This is a genomic window from Pelagibacterium sp., from assembly GCF_965249125.1.
Classification (GTDB): domain Bacteria; phylum Pseudomonadota; class Alphaproteobacteria; order Rhizobiales; family Devosiaceae; genus Pelagibacterium.
Map to the genome: position 1 here is coordinate 72,082 of NZ_OZ252217.1, position 22,796 is coordinate 94,877.

Annotated in this window: 25 protein-coding genes and 2 pseudogenes; 23 read left to right on the forward strand and 4 right to left on the reverse strand. The window is 62.5% G+C overall.

Annotation, left to right across the window (positions count from 1 at the left end):
• Positions 1-303 precede the first annotated feature (303 nt).
• Positions 304-1,650, reverse strand: a complete 1,347-nt coding sequence (locus ACP148_RS00355; protein WP_185926673.1) for an IS1380 family transposase — start codon at positions 1,648-1,650, stop codon at positions 304-306.
• Between the two features lie 135 nt (positions 1,651-1,785).
• Between ACP148_RS00355 and ACP148_RS00360 the strand changes: the two genes are divergently transcribed.
• Together ACP148_RS00360 and nhaA are read left to right on the forward strand one after the other, a co-directional pair.
• Positions 1,786-3,123: an APC family permease gene (locus ACP148_RS00360; protein ID WP_185926672.1), complete on the forward strand. Its 1,338-nt coding sequence runs from the start codon at positions 1,786-1,788 to the stop codon at positions 3,121-3,123.
• Complete coding sequence (gene nhaA, locus ACP148_RS00365) at positions 3,123-4,283, forward strand: Na+/H+ antiporter NhaA (protein WP_185926671.1); 1,161 nt, start codon at positions 3,123-3,125, stop codon at positions 4,281-4,283. The genes ACP148_RS00360 and nhaA overlap by 1 nt, the downstream gene beginning before the upstream one ends.
• Here nhaA and ACP148_RS00370 read toward each other — a convergent pair.
• Positions 4,218-4,742 carry a potassium channel family protein gene (locus ACP148_RS00370; protein ID WP_209006419.1) on the reverse strand — a complete coding sequence of 175 codons (525 nt, stop codon included), beginning with the start codon at positions 4,740-4,742 and terminating at the stop codon, positions 4,218-4,220. The genes nhaA and ACP148_RS00370 overlap by 66 nt on opposite strands.
• Positions 4,743-4,989: 247 nt before the next feature.
• On the opposite strand from ACP148_RS00370, the gene ACP148_RS00375 reads away from it, so the two are divergent.
• Positions 4,990-5,922: an IS5 family transposase gene (locus ACP148_RS00375; RefSeq protein WP_185926669.1), complete on the forward strand. Its 933-nt coding sequence runs from the start codon at positions 4,990-4,992 to the stop codon at positions 5,920-5,922.
• Between the two features lie 308 nt (positions 5,923-6,230).
• Here the strand turns inward: ACP148_RS00375 and ACP148_RS00380 are convergent, their stop codons facing one another.
• Positions 6,231-7,259, reverse strand: a complete 1,029-nt coding sequence (locus ACP148_RS00380; protein ID WP_421950126.1) for an IS110 family transposase — start codon at positions 7,257-7,259, stop codon at positions 6,231-6,233.
• Between ACP148_RS00380 and ACP148_RS00385 the strand changes: the two genes are divergently transcribed.
• The 20 genes and pseudogenes from ACP148_RS00385 (at position 7,258) to ACP148_RS00480 (ending at position 22,593) form a co-directional block, all read left to right on the forward strand.
• Positions 7,258-8,136 (forward strand): L-2-amino-thiazoline-4-carboxylic acid hydrolase, encoded by an 879-nt coding sequence (locus ACP148_RS00385; protein WP_425032996.1) that lies wholly within the window; start codon positions 7,258-7,260, stop codon positions 8,134-8,136. The two genes, ACP148_RS00380 and ACP148_RS00385, sit on opposite strands and share 2 nt — an antisense overlap.
• Before the next feature lie 159 nt (positions 8,137-8,295).
• Positions 8,296-8,472 (forward strand): annotated as a pseudogene (locus ACP148_RS00390) (transposase); the annotation flags it as partial.
• A gap of 86 nt (positions 8,473-8,558) precedes the next feature.
• Positions 8,559-9,443, forward strand: a complete 885-nt coding sequence (locus ACP148_RS00395; protein WP_209006418.1) for an IS110 family transposase — start codon at positions 8,559-8,561, stop codon at positions 9,441-9,443.
• A gap of 105 nt (positions 9,444-9,548) precedes the next feature.
• Entirely contained in the window at positions 9,549-11,063 is a 1,515-nt protein-coding gene (gene istA / locus ACP148_RS00400) for an IS21 family transposase (protein ID WP_185926666.1), read from the forward strand.
• Positions 11,060-11,869, forward strand: a complete 810-nt coding sequence (gene istB, locus ACP148_RS00405) for an IS21-like element helper ATPase IstB (RefSeq protein ID WP_185926665.1) — start codon at positions 11,060-11,062, stop codon at positions 11,867-11,869. Before istA ends, istB begins: the two co-directional genes overlap by 4 nt.
• A gap of 165 nt (positions 11,870-12,034) precedes the next feature.
• Positions 12,035-12,241 (forward strand): hypothetical protein, encoded by a 207-nt coding sequence (locus ACP148_RS00410; protein WP_421950124.1) that lies wholly within the window; start codon positions 12,035-12,037, stop codon positions 12,239-12,241.
• Between the two features lie 217 nt (positions 12,242-12,458).
• Positions 12,459-13,046, forward strand: a pseudogene (locus ACP148_RS00415) (IS5 family transposase); the annotation flags it as partial.
• Between the two features lie 623 nt (positions 13,047-13,669).
• Entirely contained in the window at positions 13,670-14,623 is a 954-nt protein-coding gene (locus tag ACP148_RS00420; protein ID WP_421950123.1) for an ArdC family protein, read from the forward strand.
• On the forward strand, positions 14,620-15,567 hold the full coding sequence (locus ACP148_RS00425) for a hypothetical protein (RefSeq protein ID WP_421950122.1): 948 nt from the start codon (positions 14,620-14,622) through the stop codon (positions 15,565-15,567). Before ACP148_RS00420 ends, ACP148_RS00425 begins: the two co-directional genes overlap by 4 nt.
• 165 nt (positions 15,568-15,732) lie before the next feature.
• A complete protein-coding gene (locus ACP148_RS00430; RefSeq protein WP_421950121.1) occupies positions 15,733-16,122 on the forward strand; it encodes a hypothetical protein in 390 nt (129 codons plus the stop codon).
• 118 nt (positions 16,123-16,240) lie between these two features.
• Positions 16,241-16,582, forward strand: a complete 342-nt coding sequence (locus tag ACP148_RS00435; protein ID WP_421950120.1) for a hypothetical protein — start codon at positions 16,241-16,243, stop codon at positions 16,580-16,582.
• Between the two features lie 123 nt (positions 16,583-16,705).
• On the forward strand, positions 16,706-18,838 hold the full coding sequence (locus tag ACP148_RS00440; RefSeq protein WP_421950119.1) for a ParB/RepB/Spo0J family partition protein: 2,133 nt from the start codon (positions 16,706-16,708) through the stop codon (positions 18,836-18,838).
• Positions 18,839-18,926: 88 nt separating this feature from the next.
• The gene (locus tag ACP148_RS00445) at positions 18,927-19,418 is read left to right on the forward strand and encodes a hypothetical protein (protein ID WP_421950118.1); all 492 of its coding nucleotides are present in this window, start codon (positions 18,927-18,929) and stop codon (positions 19,416-19,418) included.
• Positions 19,419-19,430: 12 nt separating this feature from the next.
• Positions 19,431-19,595, forward strand: a complete 165-nt coding sequence (locus ACP148_RS00450) for a hypothetical protein (protein ID WP_421950117.1) — start codon at positions 19,431-19,433, stop codon at positions 19,593-19,595.
• A gap of 209 nt (positions 19,596-19,804) precedes the next feature.
• Positions 19,805-20,251, forward strand: coding sequence for a hypothetical protein (locus ACP148_RS00455; protein ID WP_421950116.1), 447 nt, complete (start codon positions 19,805-19,807; stop codon positions 20,249-20,251).
• Between the two features lie 67 nt (positions 20,252-20,318).
• A complete protein-coding gene (locus ACP148_RS00460) occupies positions 20,319-20,807 on the forward strand; it encodes a DUF6878 family protein (RefSeq protein WP_421950115.1) in 489 nt (162 codons plus the stop codon).
• A gap of 10 nt (positions 20,808-20,817) precedes the next feature.
• Entirely contained in the window at positions 20,818-21,183 is a 366-nt protein-coding gene (locus ACP148_RS00465) for a DUF6915 family protein (RefSeq protein ID WP_421950114.1), read from the forward strand.
• A 49-nt stretch (positions 21,184-21,232) separates the two neighbouring features.
• A complete protein-coding gene (locus ACP148_RS00470; RefSeq protein ID WP_421950113.1) occupies positions 21,233-21,433 on the forward strand; it encodes a hypothetical protein in 201 nt (66 codons plus the stop codon).
• Between the two features lie 109 nt (positions 21,434-21,542).
• Entirely contained in the window at positions 21,543-21,956 is a 414-nt protein-coding gene (locus tag ACP148_RS00475) for a hypothetical protein (protein ID WP_421950112.1), read from the forward strand.
• A complete protein-coding gene (locus ACP148_RS00480) occupies positions 21,949-22,593 on the forward strand; it encodes an antitoxin of toxin-antitoxin stability system (protein WP_421950111.1) in 645 nt (214 codons plus the stop codon). Before ACP148_RS00475 ends, ACP148_RS00480 begins: the two co-directional genes overlap by 8 nt.
• 7 nt (positions 22,594-22,600) lie before the next feature.
• Here ACP148_RS00480 and ACP148_RS00485 read toward each other — a convergent pair whose 3' ends face one another.
• Positions 22,601-22,723 (reverse strand): hypothetical protein, encoded by a 123-nt coding sequence (locus tag ACP148_RS00485; protein ID WP_421950110.1) that lies wholly within the window; start codon positions 22,721-22,723, stop codon positions 22,601-22,603.
• Between the last annotated feature and the right edge of the window lie 73 nt (positions 22,724-22,796).

The window sequence follows — 22,796 nt, forward strand, 5'->3', positions numbered from 1 at the left end:
GCTACTCCGGAAACTGGAGAATATGAGGATGACCCGCAAGGAAACGAAAATCCCCGCCCCGCCTAGTCCCGAGCGCCCCCAGATCGCGGATCGGGCCGCCCTCTACCGAGCGAATGAACCGGCTTTTGCCGATTGGGCAACTAGCCCCAACAATTCATGAATCCTTGGATTCGACCTCGAACGGTGTGCTCCGCGTCTCCTAATCGTACACGGGCAAGCGGCATCGGCGTCCGGCTTTTCACACCGGTCGTTGACTTGATCTTGGGCTGTGCCGGTTGAGGTTTCGGGGTTTGCGGGGCGCGTTCAGCGTCGGGCAAGTCCTGGTGGCGCGAGAGCATCGAACAGCAGGCGGATCAGCTTCTGGCGGGGACAGGACGCTGGCAGCGTCACGGTGATCCGGGTCTTCTTTTCAACGATGGTGGCGGCCAGCTTGACCAGATGCAGGCGCAGCGTGTCGAACTGGGCATGTCGCCAAGGAGAGCGCTTCGGGCAGGCGGCGCGGAGCTTCCACCAGATCCAGTACGCGCAGCCGTGCTGCATGAGCCGCATCTGGTTGGCGTTGGCTTTCGAGCAGGATGTCCGGTCCGAAGCGAGGTGGTTTTTCCAGGCTTTGATGTGGTTTTCGGCCTGGCCGCGGGCAGAGTAGATCTTCTCGTACAGATGCTTGCCGCGACCGCCTTCGAGGTTGGTGACAATGTAACGGGTGTCCCGCCCCTGCGGGCCAACTTCGATGCGCGCGATCACCCGGCGCGCTTTCGACCAGGACCCGGCCGCATAGGAGAAAGTCTTGAACCGGCGCAGCTTCTGACCCTTGCGCGCATACCGCTCCGCCGTCGAAGCCTCCAGGGTCTGCACGCGCTCCTGCAGGCGGGCATTCTTCGACAATCCCAGCACGTAGCGCAGACCCAGCCTGTCACACAGGTCCAGAACCTCCGGGGTGCAGTAATGGCTGTCCGCCCGCAGCAGGATCCCGGTCGTGGGCCAATGGCGGCGGATCTGCCGGATCAAGCGCCGAATGTGAGCCGCGCTTTCTTTCCCCTTGGGGCGGCGTGCCGGGCGCAGCAAGGCCCCGACCAGCCGCCCGGTCCCGTCAAAGACCACGATGGGTTGGAAGCCGTATTCGTCATAGTAGGAGTTGAACAGGCGCAACTGCTGGTGGCCATGCACCGCGTCGAACGTATCGTCGATATCGAGCACGATCTGCCGGGGCGCCCGGTCAAATGACTGGCAGTAAAACCGGATCAATTCCCGGCCCATACGGATCAGGGACCGGGTGTCGGCAAGGTTTTCCATCCGCGAGATCGTCGGTTGCGAGCACAGCGCCGCCCCGGTCTCGGGGCCGCGTTCCAGAGCCAGCTTGAAGCTGGGGTCATGGCGCAAATCGGTGGCGTCATTGCCATCCTCATATCCGGCGGCAATCATCATGATCCGGAAACGGATGATCTCCTCCAGGCGATGCCGAACCTTGCCCGGATCGCGTAGGTCCGTGAGGCAGGATGCCAGCAGACCCGCCAACCCATCCCGGCGCTCGATCTCCCGCAAGAGCGTCAGCCCGGCATCGGAGCTCATATCTGCACCATCAAAATCAAGCAGGATTGGTTTGCCATTCACGGGTGACAACGCGGGCCGCAAAGATGTAGCTTTTGCCATGGTGAGGGGCGGCTCCTGGAAACTGCGGTTTTTTTGGATCGGACACCTTAAAACTACGTCTTTCCAGATGGGTACGCTACCCTCGCCACCCTTTCATGAATAATCCGGGCTAAATAGCAACCAAGGCAGATCGAAATGCAGAAACACGATAAAAACCACGATGTAAACGACGGCTACCGCGAAGGCTCGATCAGCCTTGGCGGAGCTGTTGCCATGGGCACGGGCGTTATGATCGGAGCCGGTATCTTTGCCCTGACCGGACAAATCGCCCAGCTGGCTGGACCACTATTTCCACTCGCGTTCATCGCTGGTGCCATCGTGACCAGCTTCAGCGCTTACAGCTACATCAAGATGTCGAACGCCTGGCCCTCGGCAGGGGGCATCGCGATGATCCTTCAGAAATGCTATGGATCGGGGGCGGTTGCGGCGGGAGCGGCGCTTTTGATGGCGCTCAGCATGGTGATCGCGGAAAGCCTCGTCGCACGGACATTCGCAACTTATGTCTTGCGGCCTTTCGATATCACGGGTGGGCCACTTGTGCCCGTTCTGGCGGTTGCCGTGATCGTGTTCGCATTCTTGGTCAACATCGCAGGAAACCGCTCCGTCGGGCTATTCTCTCTAATCATGGCGGCGATCAAGATCGGGGGCATCGCGCTGTTCGGTATCGCAGCACTCTGGTCAAGCGGGTTTCAGTTCGCCGCCGCGTCAGAAACGGCCGAGACCTTTGGAGTGACAGGCTTCATCGCCTCTGTCGCACTGGCGATCCTTGCCTTCAAGGGCTTCACCACGATCACCAACAGCGGCGGCGAAATCACCGATCCCCACAGGAATGTGGGCCGCACTATCATGCTGTCCATCGGGATCTGCGTGGTGGTCTACTTGCTTGTGGCCTTTGGCGTAGGCGCGAGCCTGACAATCGACGAAATCATCGCCGCGCGCGACTATTCGCTGGCCCAGGCGGCTGAGCCCGCACTTGGGCAGGTGGGCTTTTACTTGACGGTCGTGTTGGCGGCCGTGGCCACGGCATCCGGCGTGTTGGCCAGCGTTTTCGCGGTGTCGCGGATGCTGACCATGCTGACGGATATGGAGATGATCCCGCACAGCCACTTTGGTATGACCGGGGCCATTCAGCGCCACATGCTGGTCTATACGGTTGTGATTGCCTCGGCGCTGGCGGTGTTCTTCGATCTGGGCAGGATCGCCTCTCTGGGAGCATTCTTCTATCTCATCATGGATATGATTGTGCATTGGGGTGTGTTCCATTTCCGACGGAAAGAGGTTGGAGCAGCGCCAACAATTCTTCTTTTGGCACTTGCTTTCGACGCCGTGGTACTTGTCGCCTTCACTGCGATGAAACTTCAAAGCGATCCGGCCATCGTGCTTTATGCCGCCATCGGCATTGCCACTGTCTTTGTCCTTGAACGTGTTTACCTGTCGCGATGGATGGCACCGGAAGCAGCGCATGAGCACTGATGTCAGCGGTTGAAACCCGGCAATCGCACGAAGGACGGCGTGCAGGCATCGCCATGCTCGTCGCGATCGCCCTGGGCATGGGTGCGGCCAATTCACCGCTGTCGGGCGTTTACGACTTCATCCATCACTATCCGCTGCGGCTGGGCATCGCGCCCGTTGTGATCGACGCCCCGCTGATCGACTGGATCAATCAGGGCCTTCTGGTCGTCTTCTTTTTTCACATCGGCTTGCACACCAAACAAGAGATGACGTCGGGCGTTCTGGCGGCGCGGGGGCGCGCCACCTTGCCGGCCATTGCGGCGTTCGGCGGCATGGTGGTGCCGGTGGCGATTTATCTGGCGTTCAATGCAGGCGACCCCGAAGCGATGCCCGGCTGGGCGATTCCGATTGCGACGGATGTGGTTTTGGTGCTGGGCCTGATGTCGTTCCTCGGATCGGCGGTGTCCGTGGGCCTTCTGGCCTTCGTCACGGCGGTTGCGATCTTTGACGATCTGGGCGCCGTGCTGGTCATTGCACTGTTCTACGGCGAGGCCGAGTTCGGCTGGTCGCTGGCCCTCATCGCGGTCGGGCTTGGCGGTCTCTGGGCTCTGAACCGGCGCGCGAGCGAGGCCACCAAGCTCTATCTCGTTGCGGGCACATTGCTGTGGTCCGGGCTGATTGGGTCCGGGCTGGAAGGGGCCATCGCGGGGGCGATCATCGGTCTGGCGCTGCCGCTGTCGGCTTTCAGACTGAGCGCCGTCGCACAGGTCGAGCATCGCGTCGCACCTCTGGCCCTGTTCATCGTCGTTCCGATCCTTGCCTTCTTCAATGCCGGGGTGCCGCTGACCAATGCGTCCGCGAACTGGACGACAGATACGGTCGCTGCGGGCATTGCCCTGGGCCTTGTTATCGGAAAGCCGTTGGGTGTCGCATTGGGAACCGGCCTTGCACTGTGGGCGGGTCTGGGCAGTTTGCCGTCTGGGACATCGTTGCGCGATACCCTGCGCGCCGCACTTTTCGCAGGCATCGGTTTCACGATGAGCCTGTTCATCGTCACCGCCGCGCTGGATGATCCCGCACGCGCGGATTCGGCAAAGATCGCCGTCATTTTGGGCTCAAGCATGTCCGCCATCCTCGCCAGTGTTGCCCTGCTGGCAGTCGCGCGCAGGCGTACGTCCTGACATGTCCTGCGATGTTCCGTCCGGACGCACGCAGGGCTGCCAGACCCAGAGGCGGTTCATCATCGCGTAGAGGAAGGAGGCGGACCACGCGATCAGCAACAGACCGATCAGCGCCTCGACGCCCGTCAGAAACCGCAGGTGCCCGGTAGGAAAAATGTCTCCTATTCCGAGCGAGGTGTAGGTTATTGCCGAAAAATAGTAGTAATCGAGGGGAGCCGCGATGGTCTCACCCGCAAATGCGCCCAGGTTCAACCAGCGCTCGGCCAAGGCAAAGGCGACAGCGAACACGCCAATTTGCAACATATGGGCAGTGAACAGCAGAGTCAGAACCGCGAGGACGCGGATGGAGGGCCGCATTGGAATGCTGGCCATCCCACCACTGCACCACTTCAGGGTGGTCAGATGCATCACCGCCGTCACCAGAAATGCGGACAGGGATAAGCCAATAGAGAGAGGCAAGTCTATGTTCCTTTTGTTTCATTCGCAGCAACTATAGACGTCTTTCCCGCCTCTAAACATGCCTGCTGGCACCACCGTCGAATGCGTGACATCAAGTAAGCGCTTGCGTTCGCTTTGGCACGAAATCGCTTCGGCAACATCCAGTGGGTGAAATGAAATATCGCCGTCAGTTGCGCTCACGAACGGCCTTGTTGCGCAAATCGGGTGAGGGATTCACTGCGTGAATCCAGCGTGATAGCTGGAAGGTATGAGCAGTTGGGCCCCTACGAAGTATAAGACCACGAACTGGTCGGCTTACAATGAAGCACTGTGTCAGCGCGGATCGCTGACGATCTGGTTCAATCCCGACATGATGTGGAAGCCGCCGCCGAGCGGGAAGCGTGGGCGGCAGCCGAGCTTCAGCGATGAAGCGATCCAAACGTGCCTGACAATGAAGGTGCTCTTTGGCATGCCGCTGAGACAAACGACCGGGTTCGTTCAGAGCCTCCTGCGGCTGGTCGGGTTGGATTGGCGAGTGCCGGACTTCAGCACCCTGTGCCGCCGCCAAAAGACGCTGAATGTGGCGATCCCGTATCGCGGCGGCACGGGCCCGCTGAACCTGCTGATCGACAGCACCGGCATCAAGGCCGAAGGCGAAGGTGAGTGGAACGCCCGCAAGCACGGCGGAGCCAAACGGCGCATCTGGCGCAAGGTGCACATCGGTATCGACGAGGAAACATTGGAAGTCCGGGCCGTCGAAGTCACCGGCAGCAACATTGGCGATGCGCCCATCCTGCCAGATCTCCTTGACCAAATCCCGTCTGACGAAGAGATCGGTTCCGTGACGGCAGATGGCGCCTACGACACACGCAAGTGCCACGAGGCAATCGCTGCTCGTTGTGCCGCTGCGATCATCCCGCCCCGCAAGAACGCCAAGCCTTGGAAACCGACGAGCCCCGGAGCCATCGCCCGCAATGAGGCACTGCGCGCGTCCAAATATTTGGGTCGCGCCATCTGGCGAAGATGGTCTGGCTACCACCGCCGGAGCCGGGTCGAGAGCAAGATGAACTGCATCAAGCTGCTCGGCCAATCCCTCATGGCCCGAGACTTCGACCGCCAGGTCGCCGAGCTGCAAGTTCGCATCGCCGTGCTGAACGGCTACACCGCGCTCGGCATACCCGTCACTGTGGCCGTAGGATAGGTCCGTCCGGGGAAAGGGGAACCACGCTCAGACCCCGATTTGTGCAACATGTATAACCGCCCCTTGCGCAAGAGAAATCTTCAGAGCTTCTTTAGACGCGTCACCGGGTGCTGACATGTATCCGGCCTCTGATGCGGCCGTCGTCTTGCCGCGGGCCCGCATGGTGTTCGAAGATCGGGCCCAGATCAAAGCCGCGTGCTCGGTGGCACTCTGTTGCACACTGGTTCTCCCGATCCCGTCTCACGACTGTTGCGCCAAACTGCTCCTTGCCCTCTTCCGCTCCGACGTCCTCGCGACCGCTGGTCGGCTTATGCCGCCGAGGCCGGAGACTTGTAGACGCCACCCCGGGCCATCAGGGCCCAGACGATCCGCGCCATCTTGTTCGCCAGCGCCACCCGCACAAGCATCGGCGGCTTGCGCGTCAGCATCCCGCCCAGCCAGGTGCCCGGCCGGGCCGCGGCATGGACGTGCCGCTTGATGATGACGCTGTTGGCGCCGATGATCAGCAGCCGCCTCAGGGAGCGCTCGCCCATCTTCGTCGTGGCCCCGAGGCGCTGCTTGCCCCCGGTGGAATGCTGGCGGGGCGTCAAGCCGAGCCACGCCGCAAAGTCGCGCGCCTTCCGGAACGTCTCGGGTGGCGGCGCGAGGACCGCGATGGCCGTGGCGATCAACGGCCCGATCCCCGGCACGGTCATCAGTCGGCGGGCGACCTCGTTCTCCTTGGCGCGCCGCGCGATCTCGGCATCGAGCTTGTCAATCTCCGTCTCCAGATGGGTGAGGGCTCCGACCAGCACCTTCAACGTTGCAATGGCATCGGCGGGCAGTCCGCTGTCCGGGTCCTCGACAATTGCGATCAAACGCGCGGCGTTCGCCGCCCCCTGTGGCACGATCTGGCCGAACTCGCCCAGATGACCCCGGAGCGCATTGATCGCCTGCGTCCGCTGGCGGATCAGCAACTCGCGGATGCGGAAGACCATCGCGGCCCCTTGGGTCTCTTCGCTCTTCACCGGCACGAAGCGCATCGTCGGACGCGTGGCCGCTTCGCAGATCGCTTCAGCGTCGGCCGCATCATTCTTCTGCCGCTTGACGAAGGGCTTCACATAGGCCGGCGGGATCAACCGCACCTCGTGGCCCAGCTTGCCGATCTCGCGGCCCCAGAAGTGGGCGCCGCCGCAGGCTTCCATCGCGACAACACAGGGCTGCATCCGGCTAAAGAAGGCCAGCACCTGATCCCGCCTCAACTTCTTGCGCAGAACTGCCCGCCCCGAGGCATCAGCACCGTGCGCCTGAAACACATTCTTCGCCAGGTCGAGCCCGACCATGATGATCTCCGACATGACCGCTCTCCTTTGTGGATCGTTGCAGACCCACCTTGGCACACAGTTGCCGTCGGGGGGCGGTCACACCATCAGCGCCGGTCAATGGCATCGTGATGTCCGCCATCGGCGGTGCAGTTCTGGGCTGGATGACCTTTACCGACCGGGGGCGGGCATTCGGGCCCGCCTTGCTGAAATGACGCCGCGCCAGCGGCTCTACCGCCTTGCATTCGCGCCCCTTGTGCGCGGTGCGGCCAAGACAGCCATTCTGGGGCGCAACCGTGTGCGCGGAGACATGAGCAAGGGGCGGTTCACCAAGGCTGAAATCCGCGACCTTCTGAAAGACGCCTGGACCCGGTTCGAGGCACACGCCGCCCAGATCCCGCATGAGCGCGACGCAGGCGCACGGCTTTGGTTGCTGAATGGCGCGCTTATTATCAGCGCCATTCAGGCGGCTATTGATCGCGGCGTGGCGCGGAACTACGCTATCGAACTGGTGGGCGATGCCGCCTGGATCATCTATCGGCGGGTCATGATGGTTCCGGACGCGCTGGTCCGGCTGACCACCCGCGATCCCGCCAAACGGCTGAAACGGGACACGCATCTGATCATGGATGTTTTCCCCTTTGGCCCGAAATCCTATTGCAAACGCTGGATCGACAGCGACCGCGGCGGGGTGTTTCTGGTGACCCGTTGCCCCTATCAGGAACTGCACCACAATTTGCTGCCGCCCGAGGACGCGCGTGATTTTTGCCAGGGCACGGCCTGTAATCTGGATTACCCGTTGGCCGAGATGTGGGGAGGGCATCTGGAGCGTACCGAAACTCTGGCTGGTGGGGGCAAATACTGTGATTTCCGGTATGTGACCGACACGCAGCCGGAGGGAAACCGGGACTAATCGGGCAAGATAGGTCCGCTTGCTCAGGAAGATTGCAACCGAAGGAGCGACGCAGCGGTTCCCGCCAAGAGCTGCCGCATAACACAATTGGGCTAGGGTCAGGACCCATTGATTTCAGTCCGGCGTCATGATTCACGGCTCGAAAAACGAGCGGTGAACATGTCTGATCTTTTCTGGCTGACGGATGCGCAGATGGCGCGTCTTGAACCCTTCTTCCCGAAGCCTCACGGCAAGCCACGAGTCGATGACCGGCGTGTGTTGAGCGGCATTATATTCATCAACCGCAATGGCTTACGGTGGCGTGATGCCCCTTCCGCCTACGGGCCTCACAAGACATGGTGTGATTGCGGCGGTCGCTCTCCGGGGGCGAACGAGGTCCGGTATGTTGGCCTCATGGATATAAGCCGTGAGGAGAACGTCCTATGGAATACTATGTCGGTTTGGATGTGTCGCTGAAAGAGATTTCGATCTGCGTTGTAGACAGGGATGGCAAGACTGTAGCGCGTGGCGTCTGTCCCGCTGATCCCGGGGGCGTCGCGGGTTGGTTTCGCAACCGCGAACTTACGCCCCGACGGATCGTGCATGAAAGCGGAATGCTATCGATCTGGTTGCAGCGCGGCCTCGCAGGTCTCGGCCTGCCTGCGACCTGCATTGATGCCCGGAAGGCACACAAGAGCTTGTCGGCGCGGCTCAACAAGTCGGATGCCGCCGACGCTGAAGGTCTGGCACAGCTTGCGCGCACCGGTTGGTTCACACCGGTTCACATCCGCAGCGAGGAGGCGGACCGGCTTCGCAGCTTGGTAGGCGCGCGGGAACGGTTGATCCGGTTGCGCAAGGACCTCGAAGGTCACATTCGTGGCGTCCTCAAAACCTTCGGCATCCGTATGATCGGCATTGGCCAGGGACGGCAGAGGCAAGCGTTCCGCGATCAGCTGGCAGCAGCGGGCGAGACCGACCAGGTTTTGCGGGTCATAGCTGATGCCTTCATCGCTACCCATGCCAAGTTGTGCCAAGTGGCGGACGACTTGGACAAGGTGGTGAGGAAAACGGCCAAGGTCCATCCAGTCGCGCGCCGCCTGATGACAATCCCCGGTGTTGGTCCGGTCAACGCGCTCAGCTTCATAGCACTGGTTGATGATCCGGGTCGGTTCAACCGGACGTCGGATGTGGGCGCTTTTCTTGGGTTAACGCCAAAGCGACATCAGTCCGGCGAAATGGATTGGTCGGTGCGGCGCGACAAACAGGGTGAGACTCCAGCGTCAATCAGGATGAGAACGCGGGGGTGGGGCCTTGTAGGGAGGGCGTAGCCCGACCGGAGAGGCCCCACCCCCGCGTTGCGCCTGGAATGGGTGGGTCTGACGGTCGTGGCCGGCTCGGATAGGGGACGATTTTTCCGATTCGGGAGATCGTTCATGCCGGGCCGTCATGTCACCGACCAACAGATGAGGCTCTTCATGACGCGCAGACATTCCCATTCCGTGCCCGCGGCCGCCGCGAAGGCCGGGATCAGCCAGGCGACCGGCTATCGGCTGCAATCCAACCCGACCCTTCCCTCACAGAAGAAGATCCCGCGCGGCCGACGTCGTCCCGACCCGCTGGCCGATATTTTCGACACGGAGGTCGTCCCCCTGCTGCAATCTTCGCCGGGTATCCGTCCAGTTGCGGTTTACGAGGAACTTCTGCGCCGGCATCCCGAGCTGGGCATCGGCATCCGGCGTACGCTGGAGCGGCGGATACGCGCCTGGCGCGCCGAGCATGGCCCCGACCGGGAAGTGATCTTCCGGCAGGTCCATGTGCCGGGCAAGATGGGCCTGTCGGACTTCACCGCCATGGGCAAACTCGGCGTGACCGTTGCCGGCGAGCAGCTGGACCACCGGCTGTATCACTTCCGGCTGGCTTATTCCGGCTTCGAGCACGCCCATGTCGTGCTGGGCGGCGAAAGCTATGTGGCACTGGCCGAAGGCTTGCAAAACGCCCTCTGGGCGCTCGGGGGCGTGCCGCAGGAGCACACGACCGACAGCCTCTCGGCCGCGTTCAAGAACCTCGACAAATCCGCCCAAGCCGACCTCACCGACCGCGTCGACGCGCTGTGCCGCCATTACGGCATGACACCCACGCGCAATACCAAGGGCATCGCGCATGAGAACGGTTCCGTCGAGGGCCCTCACGGTCATCTCAAGCGCGCCATTGAGGATGCGCTGGTCATGCGCGGGTCGCGCGACTTCGAGGATCTGACGGCCTATCGCCGATTCATCGACGAGATCGTGGGCCGGATCAACGCCCGCAATGCCAAGCGCATCGACATGGAACGTGCCAGCCTCAGACCCTTGCCCGCCCGGCGGACGACGGATTACGAGGAGATCACTGTGCGCGTCACCTCTTCGGGTGGCTTCATCCTGCGCAAGGTCTTCTACACCGTGCCGTCCCGGCTGATCGGGCATCGCCTCCGGGTTCGGCTCTACGATGACCGGCTGGAGCTGTTCCTCGGCGCCACCGCGCTGCTGACGCTGCCGCGCGGCCGGGCCTCGAGTACCGGCAGCCACGGGCACGTGGTCAATTACCGCCATGTCATCAGTTCCCTGCGCAAGAAACCGATGGCGCTGATGGGGCTGGTCTACCGGGACCAACTGTTCCCGCGGCGGGCTTTCAGCGAGATCTTCGCATTCCTGCTCGAGCAGACCGACGCAAAGGCGGCCTGCCGGATGACGGTCGATCTTCTGGCGCTGGCCCATGACCGGGGCTGCGAGGCCGAACTGGCCGCCCAACTCGAGGAGGATATCAGCCAGCACCGTCTGCCCGATATGACAGCCCTGCGCGCTCTCTTCGCCCCGTCGCCCGACAGTCTGCCCGGGGTCGAGGTGCAGCTGGCCGATTTGTCATCCTACGACCGGCTGCTGGAAAATGCCGGTGAGGAGGCTGCGGCATGACATCATCCGAGATCGATACCGCACGCCTCACCCTGGCTCTGAACGAGCTTCGCCTGCCCGCCATCAAGGCGCTCTGGCCGCGTTTCGCCGAACAGGCGGACAAGGAAGGCTGGTCCGCCGCACGGCTGCTCAGCGCCCTGGTAGAACACGAACTGGCCGAACGCGATCGCCGCCGCATCGAGCGCCATCTTTCTCAGGCCCGCCTGTTGCCCGGAAAAACCCTCGAGACCTTCGACTTTGCCGCCGTTCCCATGCTGTCCAGGGCCCATGTCGGTGCCATCACCGCCGGCGACAGCTGGATCGGGAAGGGCGCCAATATCCTGCTGTTCGGCCCGCCGGGCGTGGGCAAGTCGCATCTCGGTTCCGCCATCGGGCTGGCGCTGATCGAGAAGGGCTACCGCGTCCTCTTCACCCGCACCACCGATCTGGTCCAGAAGCTCCAGCAGGCGCGCCGCGATCTCGCACTCGAAAGCGCGATCGCCAAGCTCGACAAGTTCCACCTGCTGATCCTCGACGACATCACCTACGTCACCATGGATCAGGCCGAGACCAGCGTGCTGTTCGAACTGATCAGCGCGAGATACGAACGCCGCTCCATGCTGATCACGGCAAACCAGCCCTTCGGCGCATGGAACACGATCTTCCCAGATCCGGCCATGACGCTCGCCGCTGTCGACCGGCTGGTGCACCACGCCACCATCTTCGAGATGAATGTCGAGAGCTACCGCCGCAAGGCCGCGGAAAAGGCCAAAGGTCCCGGGCGGCCTCCGCGGAAGGCGTCGCCGGCGGACATGAATGCAGATTGACGCTCCGCGACAATCACTGCGACAAGCCCCTTGCCCGCGACAGACAAACCCGCCATCCTCGCTGCTGTCGCGACCAAGGATTCTCATCCTGATTGACGCGCTACTCTCATCCAGATTGTCGCGCTACATTGGTCGGGGCGCGTTTCGAAATGCGGTGACGGTGCGATGCGCGGGCTACTGTTCGAGGCGGCGTCATCCGTGATCCATCAGGTGAAACGTTTCTCGCGGCTGAAAAGCTGGGCTGTACGACTGGCGGGACGGCGTGGCTTCCGCAAGGCGGCCGTCGCGACGGCTCGCAAAATCGCAGTGCTTATGCTGACGCTCTGGAAAAATGGAACTGACTATCAATGGACAAAGGAGGCCACCGCCTGATCTGAGTTCTCGCGTCTGACGCGGGGAGCGCAGTCCCGACGGGACGGAGGTTGATCGATCTCGCTGTAGAGCATGGGATGGCCAGAGCCACACCCCGCACAAGACATTGGAGACGATCCGCCGCCGAAAACCATCATGAGGCGCTCAATGCGACCTCGGAGAGAACCATGACCCCGGACGGACATCAACTTCCCACGCTTGACAAGGCCGCAATCAGAGAACGCTCTACAACCGTTGGAAACGGTGGAGCGATAGGGGAATCTTCGCTCGGATTATGGCTGGTCTGGCCGCTGATCATGGTGAAGAGAAGACGGTCATGATCGACGCGACCTATCTCAAAGCCCATCGCACGGCGTCCAGCCTTGCGGTGAAAAAGGGGGGGCGTGGACGCCTGATCGGTCGAACCAAAGGCGGCATGAATACCAAACTGCACGCCATCTGCGACAGCCAGGGCCGACCGCTCAACCTCTTCGTCACCGCCGGTCAGGTCAGCGATTACATCGGTGCTCGTGCTTTGGTGAGCAGTTTGCCAAAGGTGGAATGGCTCCTCGGAGATCGAGGATATGACGCCGATTGGTTCCGAGAAGCATTGAAAGACAAAGGGATACGCGCCTGCATCCCTGGCCGGAAACAGCGGACGAAACCGGTGAAATACGACAAGCGTCGCTATAAACGGCGCAACCGCATCGAGATCATGTTTGGCAGGCTCAAAGACTGGCGGCGTGTGGCGACACGTTACGACAGGTGCCCAAAGGTCTTCCTGTCAGCTATCGCTCTTGCGGCCATCGTCATCTACTGGCTTTGAAACTCAATGAGTCCAGACCCTAGGCTGCCGCTCGGAAAAGCAATTTGAGAGCAGAGCGAGCCCCCGCAACCATCTCAACTTGCGATGCAAGTTCACGAAGATCGGCCGCCCCCACCGGGTGGCCGTCTTTCGTTTGCAAGTTGAGATTTGAGCGCCCTCCCGCAACCATCTTTACCGGCGTCGATTGCAAGTTGTGATCGATGCCGGTCCCCGCAACCATCTTTACTTGCTCGGGCAGCAAGTGAAGATTAGATCCTGCCCCCGCAACCATTCTAAGTCCTTAAAATTAAAGAGCTTTTTCGGAAGCCTAGGGCTGCGGAAATCAAGGCAAAAATCCCCACTGGAAGCATACTGGAAGCGCTGGGACGAAGGTTTCCCAGCCTGCGCACCGCCCTGGGTGCGACAATCCGACTCGCTTCCACGAGGGTCGATGGCCCTTCCAAGACATCAGCCCAGTTTCCGATTGGGAGTGTGATGCCGTAGGTGGTACACACGCTCGCCTGGGAGGCATGCCAGGGCGATACCTCCACGCACAGCCAAGAGTGAGAGTGCGGACGGGGACGTCCGTGACGGGTTGAGGATCGGGAGAGAGGCTCCCGAGGCCCGTCGCGGAGATCATCCCGATGGCCAGCACTCGCGAACGCCGCGCCGGAAATGACCGGGCGAACCTATACGATGAAATCACCAACAGGATCATAGCTGAGCTGGAGGCCGGTCGCGTGCCCTGGGTCCAGCCCTGGGGCGCCGCACACGCCAAGGCCGCACTCGCCATGCCGAGCAACGCCGCCACCCGGCGGCAGTATTCCGGCATCAATATCCTCATCCTTTGGGGCGCCGTTATCGAGCATGGCTATCCGACCCAGCACTGGCTGACCTTCCGGCAGGCGCTGTCGCTTGGCGGCAATGTCCGCAAGGGCGAGCACGGCACCACCGTCGTCTATGCCGACCGCTTCACGCCCGAGGACGAGAAGCGCCGTGCGCGCGAGGCCGGCGAGGACGCCCAGGCGATACCCTTCCTCAAGAGATTCACCGTATTCAACGCCGCCCAATGCGACGGCCTGCCCAATGACCTCGCCGTCGAGGCGCCGCCCGCGCCCGAGGGTCTGGTCGAGCCCAGGGTCGAAGCGCTGATCCGCGCGACCGGGATCGACTTCCGCATAGGCGGCGGTCGAGCATTCTACGTCCCGGCGCTCGACTATGTGCAGGTGCCACCTCCGCAAGCCTATCACGAGCCGATTAACTGGCACCGCACCGCGCTGCACGAGCTGGGCCACGCCACCGGCCATCGCTCGCGTCTCAGCCGCGACCTCGCCGGAAGCTTTGGCTCGAAGAAATATGCCTTTGAGGAACTGGTGGCTGAGATCAACGCCGCCTTTTGCTGCGCCTCACTCGGCATCGTACCCACCGTCCGTCACGCCGACTATATCGGCGAGTGGCTCGACGTGCTGCGCGAGGACAATCGTGCCATTGTCCGCGCGGCCTCACAGGCCAGCAAGGCCGCCGACTGGATTTTGTCCTTCCTGCCGGAAGCCGCCCGCGTGGCCTCAGCCGATAACGAGCAGGAGGCAGCGGCATGAACGCGCTCGCTTTCCCTGGCCTCGCGCCCGATCCCGAACTGGCGGCCGACATCCGGCTCCGCGTGCTCAGCCTAGGCGCTGGCGTCCAGTCCACCACGCTCGCCCTAATGGCCGCGAATGGCGAAGTCGGCCCCATGCCCGATTGTGCGATATTCGCCGACACAGGCTGGGAGCCAAAGGCCGTCTATGAACATCTTGCCTGGCTCGGATCGCCTAATGTGTTGCCCTTTCCCGTTCATATAGTCTCGGCCGGGAATCTGCGCGCCGACCTTCTCGCCGGCGCACAGGGCAAGCGATGGGCCTCGATCCCCGCCTTCACCCGCACCGTAACGCCAGCGGGGACCGAGCTTCCCGTCTATGACGAGGACGAGAACGGAGATCTCGTTCTGGTCGGCTCCCGCATCGCGAAGACCGATCATATCGGGATCGGCATGATCCGGCGCCAATGCACCGGCGACTACAAGATCGTGCCGATCCGGCGAAAGGTCCGCAAGCTGCTCGGCATTGCCGGTCGGCGCTCGCCCAAATCGCCTGTCGCCGAGCAATGGATCGGTATTTCGCTCGACGAGGCGTTGCGCATGAAGCCCTCCTTTGAGAGCTGGCAAGTCAACCGCTGGCCCCTAATCGAACGTGGTATGATCCGTAACGACTGCCTGCGCTGGCTGGAGCGGCACGACTATCCCACGCCGCCCAAGAGCGCCTGCATCGGCTGCCCGTTCCATTCCGACGATCGTTGGCGCCATATGCGCGACCATGATCCCGAAGCCTGGACCGATGCCGTATCGGTCGATGCCGCCATTCGAACCGGATTCCGGGGCATCCGCGGTGAGGTTTATCTGCATCGCTCAGCCGTCCCGCTCGAGCAGGCTGATCTTTCGACTGAGGCCGACCGGGGCCAGCTCGATCTCTGGCCGAACGAATGCGAAGGTATGTGCGGGGTCTGATCCGCCTGAAATCCGCGTAATCGCAAGATCGGACTCCCGGCATTGCGGCCTTCCCGTTCCTCGGTTCTGCGGCGCCGTCCCTCTGGAGTTAGAGGGCGGCGCTTCGCGTCGTGACGGGTTGGGGCCGGAGAGAGGCTCGCGGCCGCCCGTCGCGGAGAAACCCCGATGACAATCAGCCAATCGCGACCCCTCCTGAAACTATACCTCGTTTGCTACGGCTCCGAGAACGATTCCTGGCTTTGCGATGCCGAGAATCGCGATCACGCCGTCGAGCAGTTCAACGACGCCGAGATGGACGGCGAGATCAACGAGGTGTTCGAGTGCATCCCCGCAACCAACCGCTATTTCGTCGGCCAACGACGCCTGCGATGGGTCTGCTTCGTGCAGGAGGTCGATGCGGAGGATGAAGACGCGGCGATCGACGCTTTCGACGCCAAGTTCGCCCCGCAACACTCGTTCATCGAAAACTCCGTTCCCTACATTGCGGATGGTCCCGCGGCCGTCTTCGACAGGCGAGAATATCCCACCCCGCAAGACGTCGCCGACGCCGACTGATGCGGGCGCCGCCTCTCACTCTGGGAGGGCGGCGCTCGCTTTCAATCCCGTGCGCGAACGTCGCCGCAGGTCGCGACGAAAGCCCTGGAAGTTCCCGAACTTGCGCAGGAGATGCGCCATGATGACCCACGCCCAATTGCGTGTCGTTCTTGACCGCATGGAAGCCAGTCTCGCCGAAACACGCAGCAACCTGATCCGCGTCGAACACGCGCTCTGCAATCGCGCCGAAGCGGAGACGATCCGCCGGCGGCCAAAGGCTCGCTATTATCACCGCAGGATGAGCCGATGGACCGGCGCGGACGAGGCCGAGTACCGACGCATCCTCGATCGGCTGCTCGAGACGTCCGGGGCGGAGCTGAACCGGCTGCGCGGCAGGATCGCGCGGCAGGACGCAGCCATAGAAGCGCTGCGCTCGAAATACCGCATCAACGCCGAGCGCCCGCACCGCCCGGCCTGGTGACGGACTCGGGCCTCTCGCTCTGTTGCGGCGCGGGGGTTGGGAGAGGGAGAGAGGGGTCGGTTTTTTGCGACGGGTTGGAGGTCGCGAGAGAGTCTTGCGGCTGCCCGTCGTGGAGAAACCGACATGGCAAAGTCGCCCAAGAAAATCGTCTTTTCACGCTCGCGCGACATTCCCTTCGACAAGCTGGTGATCAGCGAGGCCAATGTTCGCCAGATCCGGCCCGAAACCGGGCTGGACGAGTTGACCCAGGACATCGACCGCCGCGAGGATCTGATCCAGGGCCTCAATGTCCGCGCCCTTGTCGACGAAAACGGTGAGGAAACCGGATTCTTCGAAGTGCCCGCCGGTGGCCGCCGCTTTCGGGCCATCGAACGTTTGGTCAAGGCCAGGCGCTTCCCCAAGGACGGCCTCGTGCCGTGCGTCGTGCGCAAGGCCGACACTAATATCCTCAAGGAGGACGACTCGCTTGCCGAGAACGTGCAGCGCGCTGGGCTGCATCCGCTCGACCAGTTTCGCGCGTTCAAAAGCATGGTCGACCAAAAGATGTCGCGGGCCGAGGTCGCGGCCGCCTACTTTACCACGGAGCGGTTCGTCGAACAGCGTTTGCGCCTCACGAGCGTTTCGCCCAAGCTGCTCGACATCTATGCCGACGGGGAAATGACGCTCGAGCTGCTCGAGGCGTTCACCGTCAACCCCGACCACGACCGCCAGGAGCAGGTTTGGGACGCCATCCAGCATACCTATCGTCAGCCGTGGCAGATTCGGCAAATGCTCACCGAAGCCGCGGTTCCTTCTTCCGACAAGAGAGCCATTTTCGTCGGGACCCAAGCCTATGAGCAGGCCGGCGGCGGTGTGCTGCGCGATCTTTTTTCCGAACAGGTCGGCTTCTGGCTCGAAGATCCGGCGCTGCTCGACAGGTTGACCACCGATAAGCTCAAGGCGGTCGCAGACGAAATTGCAGCCGAGGGCTGGAAGTGGATCGCCCTCGACGTCAACCTTCCCTACGGATACAGCAATGGGTTGCGCGCTCTTTCGCGCGCCACGGTCGAATTCACCGAGGACGAGCGTGCCGAGCGGGAAAGCCTGCGCGACGAGTACGCTAAGATCGAGGGCGAATACGAGGACCATGACGAGCTTCCCGACGAGATCGACCAACGCCTCGGGGAGATCGAGACGGCGCTCGAAGCGTTCGAGAACCGCCCGGTCATCTTCGAGCCGCAGGACATTCCCCTTGCCGGCGTCTTTGTCGGCCTCGACCGCGATGGCGAGCTGATCGTCGATCGCGGGTATGTGCGGCCCGAAGATGAAGCGCCGGTTGATGCCGACGCCGAGGAACCCGGCACCGATATCGGCGATGACGAGGGGAACGGTGCCGCGACACGCGCGGTCATCACAGTCGGCGGCGAGCCCTCCCAGCCCGAGGATGACGACGATGAAGGCGAGGCGGTCAAGCCTTTGCCCGAGCGCCTCGTGATGGAGCTGACCGCCCATCGCACCCTCGCCCTGCGCGATGCTCTCGCGGCCAATCCCCATGTCGCCGTCACTGCGCTTCTCCACAAGCTCGTGCGCGACACCTTCAGCCAGGTCAGGGCCGAGGGTGCGGTGATCGAGGCCAACGTCCAGCGCGTTCATTTCCGTGAGCAGGGCAAGGATCTTCCCGATACGCCGTATGCCCAGGCACTCACGGAACGCCACAAGAACTGGAAGGCGGATATCCCGTCCGACGACGAGGCGCTCTGGGGCTGGATCGAAGGGCTCGACGATGCCAGCCGTCACGCGCTGCTCGCCCATTGCGTCTCATTCGGGGTCAACGCGCTTTACGAGCGGCCGAACCAGTTCGGTGCAAGCGGCATCACCCAGCGCGGGCTTGACCGTAGGATGGCCGAAGCCGAACGCCTCGCCCATGTCACCGGGCTCGACATGGTGGAGGCGGGCTTCCGGCCCACCGTCGAAAACTACCTAGGGCGGGTGACCAAGCTGCATATCCTTGAGGCGGTCCGCGAGGGCGTCGGCGACCAGGCCGCGCAGCTCATCGACCATCTCAAGAAGCCGGATATGGCGCGCGAGGCCGAACGCCTGCTCGCTGACAGTGGCTGGCTGCCCGAACCGCTCCGCAGCCTCGGGGCCGAGCCTGAATCCACCGACGAAGCGGATGCCGCTGCGCTGCCCGCCTATCTTTCCGGTGGCGACGAGGCCGACGCAGACGCCTCGGCGGATTTCGAGGACGAGGCAACGCCTCCGGTCGCGGCCGAATAGCTCCACTCGGGGGCGGCGTCCGCTGCCCCTCGCTTCCCTTGCGGCCCGGCCTGATCGCCGGGCCGTTTTCATTTCAGGAGATTTGAACATGTCCGCACACGCCATCTACGAGAATGCGCCGCTCGGTTCGCTCATCCGCTATTCCGACGGCACTCCAAAGCCACCCGCTCGGTTCACCCGAAAGCTCAAGGCATGGGAACAGCGCAACGGTGTCGGCCGGTTGGTCAGAAAGGAACCGCCGCGCGAGCGCCCAACCTATTCGTCACCGGCAACGATCGTCCTGCACGAGGGCAATTTCGGGGCGAACGGCGTGATCCTCATAAGCGTCATGCGCACCTACACGGTCGACTCCGATCTCAGTTTCGCAGTCGTCGAAACGCCCTCCATCGGCATGGTGCGTGTTCTTCAGCAGGTCGGCGACAACGCGGAGTTGCTGCATCTGGCCGAAAGCCGCGAAGCGGCCGAGCTCTGGCTCTCCCGCAAAGGCTACCGCTCCGCCCGCCTCGAGGAGGTCACGGCCGACGAGCTCGGCGCCGATGTGGTCGAAGGCCGCGTGGTCGCGCCGGTCACAGCGGCGTAAGGAGGCTTTTCCATGCGCAACGAAACCCACGAGCAGTTCGAGGCAATCGCGGCCAAGGCAGGCTGGGACAGCTTTACCCTTCTGGTGCTGATCGCACGATGGGCGGAAGACAACGGCCAGTTCCGGCCGCTCCTCGACTATCTTGAGGTCCTCGCCGACGAGGAGGACGATGGCTAACCGGACCAAAGCCGTCACCGTGCTCAAGGAGAAGTCGGTTCGAGACGCGCAATGCGCCAAGGCTAATCCTGCCGATCTTGCCTAACCTGTTGCCGCTGCCATGACGGTCAACCCCGGCCATCACGGCAATTCGGCTCGTGACCTCATTCCTCCACTCACAACAACGATGCCCGGCCTCTGCGCCGGGCCTTTTCTTCATGGAGGCTCAAATGCCCACCTACACCATCGAAACCACCTACCGCCTACCGGCCTATCGGCACAGGAGCTACGATGCCGAGACACCGGCGCAGGCATGCCGCCTCGCCATCGAGGATGAGGATTGGACCGGCAAAAAGCTGGACTACGAAACCGCCGGGGAGAACTACATCACCGGCATCTGGCTGGGCGCCGACGCCGCCTATAAAGGTTCCTCCATCCCGGTCCCGCCGCATTTCGAGGAAGGCGCACAGCGCCGCACCGCCCATTTCGAGGTTCTGCTCGGCGTCCTCAAAATCCTGACCAATGACGCTCTCGCCAGCCGCATCGCTTCGCAGGACTGGCTCACCAAGGCGTCCTGGGCCGTCGCCAAAGCCGAGGCGATCCTGGCTGACGCGCGCGGCCCCGACGAGCCGAACGACACTGGGACCAGCGTGAGAGGGAGAGAGGAGCCGGGATAGCGCGAGCCGGTCGCGTCAAGAGAGAGGCGCCCGCGGCTTTCCCCATCCTTCTCATTGGAGATTCCCCATGACCGACAGTTTGAAACCCGAGTCCAACGCGGCGGCGCCACTCGCAGATTGGCAGCAACGCGCCGCCTCTGTTGCGCAGCTCGAGGCCGAGTTGTTCGAGCAGAACAAGACCGCGCTGCTCCATGCGCTGCAAATGTCCGGCGTCACCCATGTCATCGTCGCCTTCGACGGCGCCAGTGACTCCGGCCAGATCGAAAGCGTCGAGGTTCGCGCCGGCGATGACGATATCACCATGCCCGGCGCCCATGTCGAATATCTCAAGATCGGGTTCGACGCTTCGGACCGGCCCGAGCCGACGCCGGTTTCGGTCACCCTCGAACAAGCGATCGATCGCTTCGCCTACGACATCCTCGAACGGACGCATGGGGGTTGGGAGAACAACGACGGAGCCTATGGCGAGTTCGTCTTCGACGTCGCCAAGCAGGCGATCACGCTTGAGCACCACGATCGCTACATCGCGATCGAATCCTACAATCACACCTTCTAGGGAGGCGACGATGGCACATCCCTATCATCACGCCCTGTCCTCGGTGAATAATTGGGGCGGCACGGTCGAGGACTATCTTGCGATCCATAGCTGGTTCGACGCCAGCAAGGAGATCACTGCGGATTTCAGGCATCGTGCCCTGCGTCATCATGCGGAGGGCGTGTTCATGGCCGAGACGATATTCGGCCCGACCATCACGCTCTCGACCGGGCGCGTCATTCCGACGCGATGGGTCGGAGAGCAGCATGTGCGCGAGGATCTCGGTTTCATTCCCAGCTTCGTCGATTGGGTCCGTTCGATCCGCCCACAGCCCTGGATGGGTCGCGCCCAGCCGCTCCACAAACAGCTCGATCCCATCGCGGCGCCCGGCGTCTAGGGGCTGGCAACGAAATCCGCCACCCCTACGCACTCGGAGGGCGTATCCGATGACCGATAGCCGCGAAATCCTTTCCCTCACACCGGAAGAGTTTGACGATCTGGTCGACGATGCCACGCACGCGGTCAACAACCTGATTCCTGACGGCATCCTTCGCGCGCTTTCGAATGCCGAGCATTCAAGGTTGCTGACCGAATTGAACGACGCTCTGACGGCGGTGCTCGACCCTTACGTTCCGAAGGATCTCTGACCAGTCCAGCCCGGTCGGACGGTGATCCTCAAAGGGTCCGCCCGCCCGCACAATCCTTTCATCCAGAAGCCCGGCCCCGCGCCGGGCTTTTTCGTTTCAGGAGTCTATCATGGCCAACTATTTCACCCATTTTTCCTGCCTGCTCGACGTAGGTTCGCCCGAGAATGCCGCGCGCGCGCTCGACCTCTATGCCGGGTTGTCCGAGGAAGCGGCGGACGACGATTTCCCCCCAACGCGGTTTGGCCTCGCCATACAACCCGGCGAGGGTACGCATCTCTGGATTTACGTCGACGATACCGGCGATCTCGAGGACGTCATCACGTTCGTCAAGCGCTGCGCGGCCGAGTTCGGTCTTACCGGCCGGTGGGGATTTCAGTATTCCCACACCTGCTCGCGTCCTCGTATAGACGCCTTTGGCGGCGGGGCTCATGTGCTCGATCTTGCCACCGGCGAAACCGTGGATTGGATCGTAACCGACGAGTGGCTTTCCATCGTGCTGGATGGAGGCGACCCCCATGCCTAGCGTGATCGAAATCACCGTCTTTCGTCTCGAGGAATTGTCCGAGGACGCGAGGGAGGAGGCACGCTCATGGTATCGTGAGCGGTGTCTGGACTACGACTGGTATGACGCGGTTTACGACGATTTCCAGCGCATCTGCAAAATCCTCGGCATCCGCCTCAAGACCCGCACCGTCCGTCGCATGGGCGGCGGTACACGGCTGGACCCTAGAATCTGGTTCCGTGGCTTCTTCTCGCAAAACGACGGAGCCTGCTTCGAAGCGAAATTGAGCTATGCGCCCAGCATGGCAAGAAAGATCAGGGACTACGCCCCCCGCGATACCGCCCTGCACAAGATCGCCGATGCGCTACAGGACGTTCAGCGCAGGAATTTTTATCAACTCCATGCCGATATCAGCCACTCCGGGCACTGCGACCGTGAATACGGCATGGAGATCAACGTCGAACGCGACAGTCCGGCCCGCCAGGCCATGACCGGAGATGCCGAGGAGATCATCACCGAGGTCATGCGCGACCTGGCCCGCGAGCTTTATCGGCATCTCGAGCGCGAGTACGAGTTCCTGATATCGGAGGACATAGTCGACGAGGGGATCATCGCCAACGACTACACGTTCCTCGAGAACGGCAGACCGTTCGGCTGAGAAGCCGTCATACTTCCCTTATACCGGCATGGCGGGCAGCCCGCGCCGCTTTAACAAGCTTGCGGTCAAAGCTCGCAAAGCCCTCGCAATGGGCGGACTTGCCCAGATGCAGGGCATTGGCGAAATCCATGCCGCCTCAGCCCGATCAAGGGCGCCGGCCTCCGCCGCGCCATCCTCGACCGTGACGGCAAGAAGGCCGGCGA

Bases quoted from the DNA above. Each gene is read 5' to 3' on its own strand.
- ACP148_RS00380 (WP_421950126.1), bottom strand. From the start codon at position 7,259: ATGTCGGAGATCATCATGGTCGGGCTCGACCTGGCGAAGAATGTGTTT.
- ACP148_RS00425 (WP_421950122.1), top strand. From the start codon at position 14,620: ATGAACGCGCTCGCTTTCCCTGGCCTCGCGCCCGATCCCGAACTGGCG.
- istB (WP_185926665.1), top strand. From the start codon at position 11,060: ATGACATCATCCGAGATCGATACCGCACGCCTCACCCTGGCTCTGAAC.
- ACP148_RS00485 (WP_421950110.1), bottom strand. From the start codon at position 22,723: ATGGATTTCGCCAATGCCCTGCATCTGGGCAAGTCCGCCCATTGCGAG.
- ACP148_RS00450 (WP_421950117.1), top strand. From the start codon at position 19,431: ATGCGCAACGAAACCCACGAGCAGTTCGAGGCAATCGCGGCCAAGGCA.
- ACP148_RS00355 (WP_185926673.1), bottom strand. From the start codon at position 1,650: ATGGCAAAAGCTACATCTTTGCGGCCCGCGTTGTCACCCGTGAATGGC.
- ACP148_RS00470 (WP_421950113.1), top strand. From the start codon at position 21,233: ATGACCGATAGCCGCGAAATCCTTTCCCTCACACCGGAAGAGTTTGAC.
- ACP148_RS00465 (WP_421950114.1), top strand. From the start codon at position 20,818: ATGGCACATCCCTATCATCACGCCCTGTCCTCGGTGAATAATTGGGGC.
- ACP148_RS00420 (WP_421950123.1), top strand. From the start codon at position 13,670: ATGGCCAGCACTCGCGAACGCCGCGCCGGAAATGACCGGGCGAACCTA.
- ACP148_RS00460 (WP_421950115.1), top strand. From the start codon at position 20,319: ATGACCGACAGTTTGAAACCCGAGTCCAACGCGGCGGCGCCACTCGCA.
- istA (WP_185926666.1), top strand. From the start codon at position 9,549: ATGCCGGGCCGTCATGTCACCGACCAACAGATGAGGCTCTTCATGACG.
- ACP148_RS00375 (WP_185926669.1), top strand. From the start codon at position 4,990: ATGAGCAGTTGGGCCCCTACGAAGTATAAGACCACGAACTGGTCGGCT.
- ACP148_RS00440 (WP_421950119.1), top strand. From the start codon at position 16,706: ATGGCAAAGTCGCCCAAGAAAATCGTCTTTTCACGCTCGCGCGACATT.
- ACP148_RS00410 (WP_421950124.1), top strand. From the start codon at position 12,035: ATGCGCGGGCTACTGTTCGAGGCGGCGTCATCCGTGATCCATCAGGTG.
- ACP148_RS00395 (WP_209006418.1), top strand. From the start codon at position 8,559: ATGGAATACTATGTCGGTTTGGATGTGTCGCTGAAAGAGATTTCGATC.
- ACP148_RS00475 (WP_421950112.1), top strand. From the start codon at position 21,543: ATGGCCAACTATTTCACCCATTTTTCCTGCCTGCTCGACGTAGGTTCG.
- ACP148_RS00430 (WP_421950121.1), top strand. From the start codon at position 15,733: ATGACAATCAGCCAATCGCGACCCCTCCTGAAACTATACCTCGTTTGC.
- ACP148_RS00360 (WP_185926672.1), top strand. From the start codon at position 1,786: ATGCAGAAACACGATAAAAACCACGATGTAAACGACGGCTACCGCGAA.
- ACP148_RS00435 (WP_421950120.1), top strand. From the start codon at position 16,241: ATGATGACCCACGCCCAATTGCGTGTCGTTCTTGACCGCATGGAAGCC.
- ACP148_RS00445 (WP_421950118.1), top strand. From the start codon at position 18,927: ATGTCCGCACACGCCATCTACGAGAATGCGCCGCTCGGTTCGCTCATC.
- ACP148_RS00455 (WP_421950116.1), top strand. From the start codon at position 19,805: ATGCCCACCTACACCATCGAAACCACCTACCGCCTACCGGCCTATCGG.
- ACP148_RS00480 (WP_421950111.1), top strand. From the start codon at position 21,949: ATGCCTAGCGTGATCGAAATCACCGTCTTTCGTCTCGAGGAATTGTCC.
- nhaA (WP_185926671.1), top strand. From the start codon at position 3,123: ATGTCAGCGGTTGAAACCCGGCAATCGCACGAAGGACGGCGTGCAGGC.
- ACP148_RS00385 (WP_425032996.1), top strand. From the start codon at position 7,258: ATGACCGCTCTCCTTTGTGGATCGTTGCAGACCCACCTTGGCACACAG.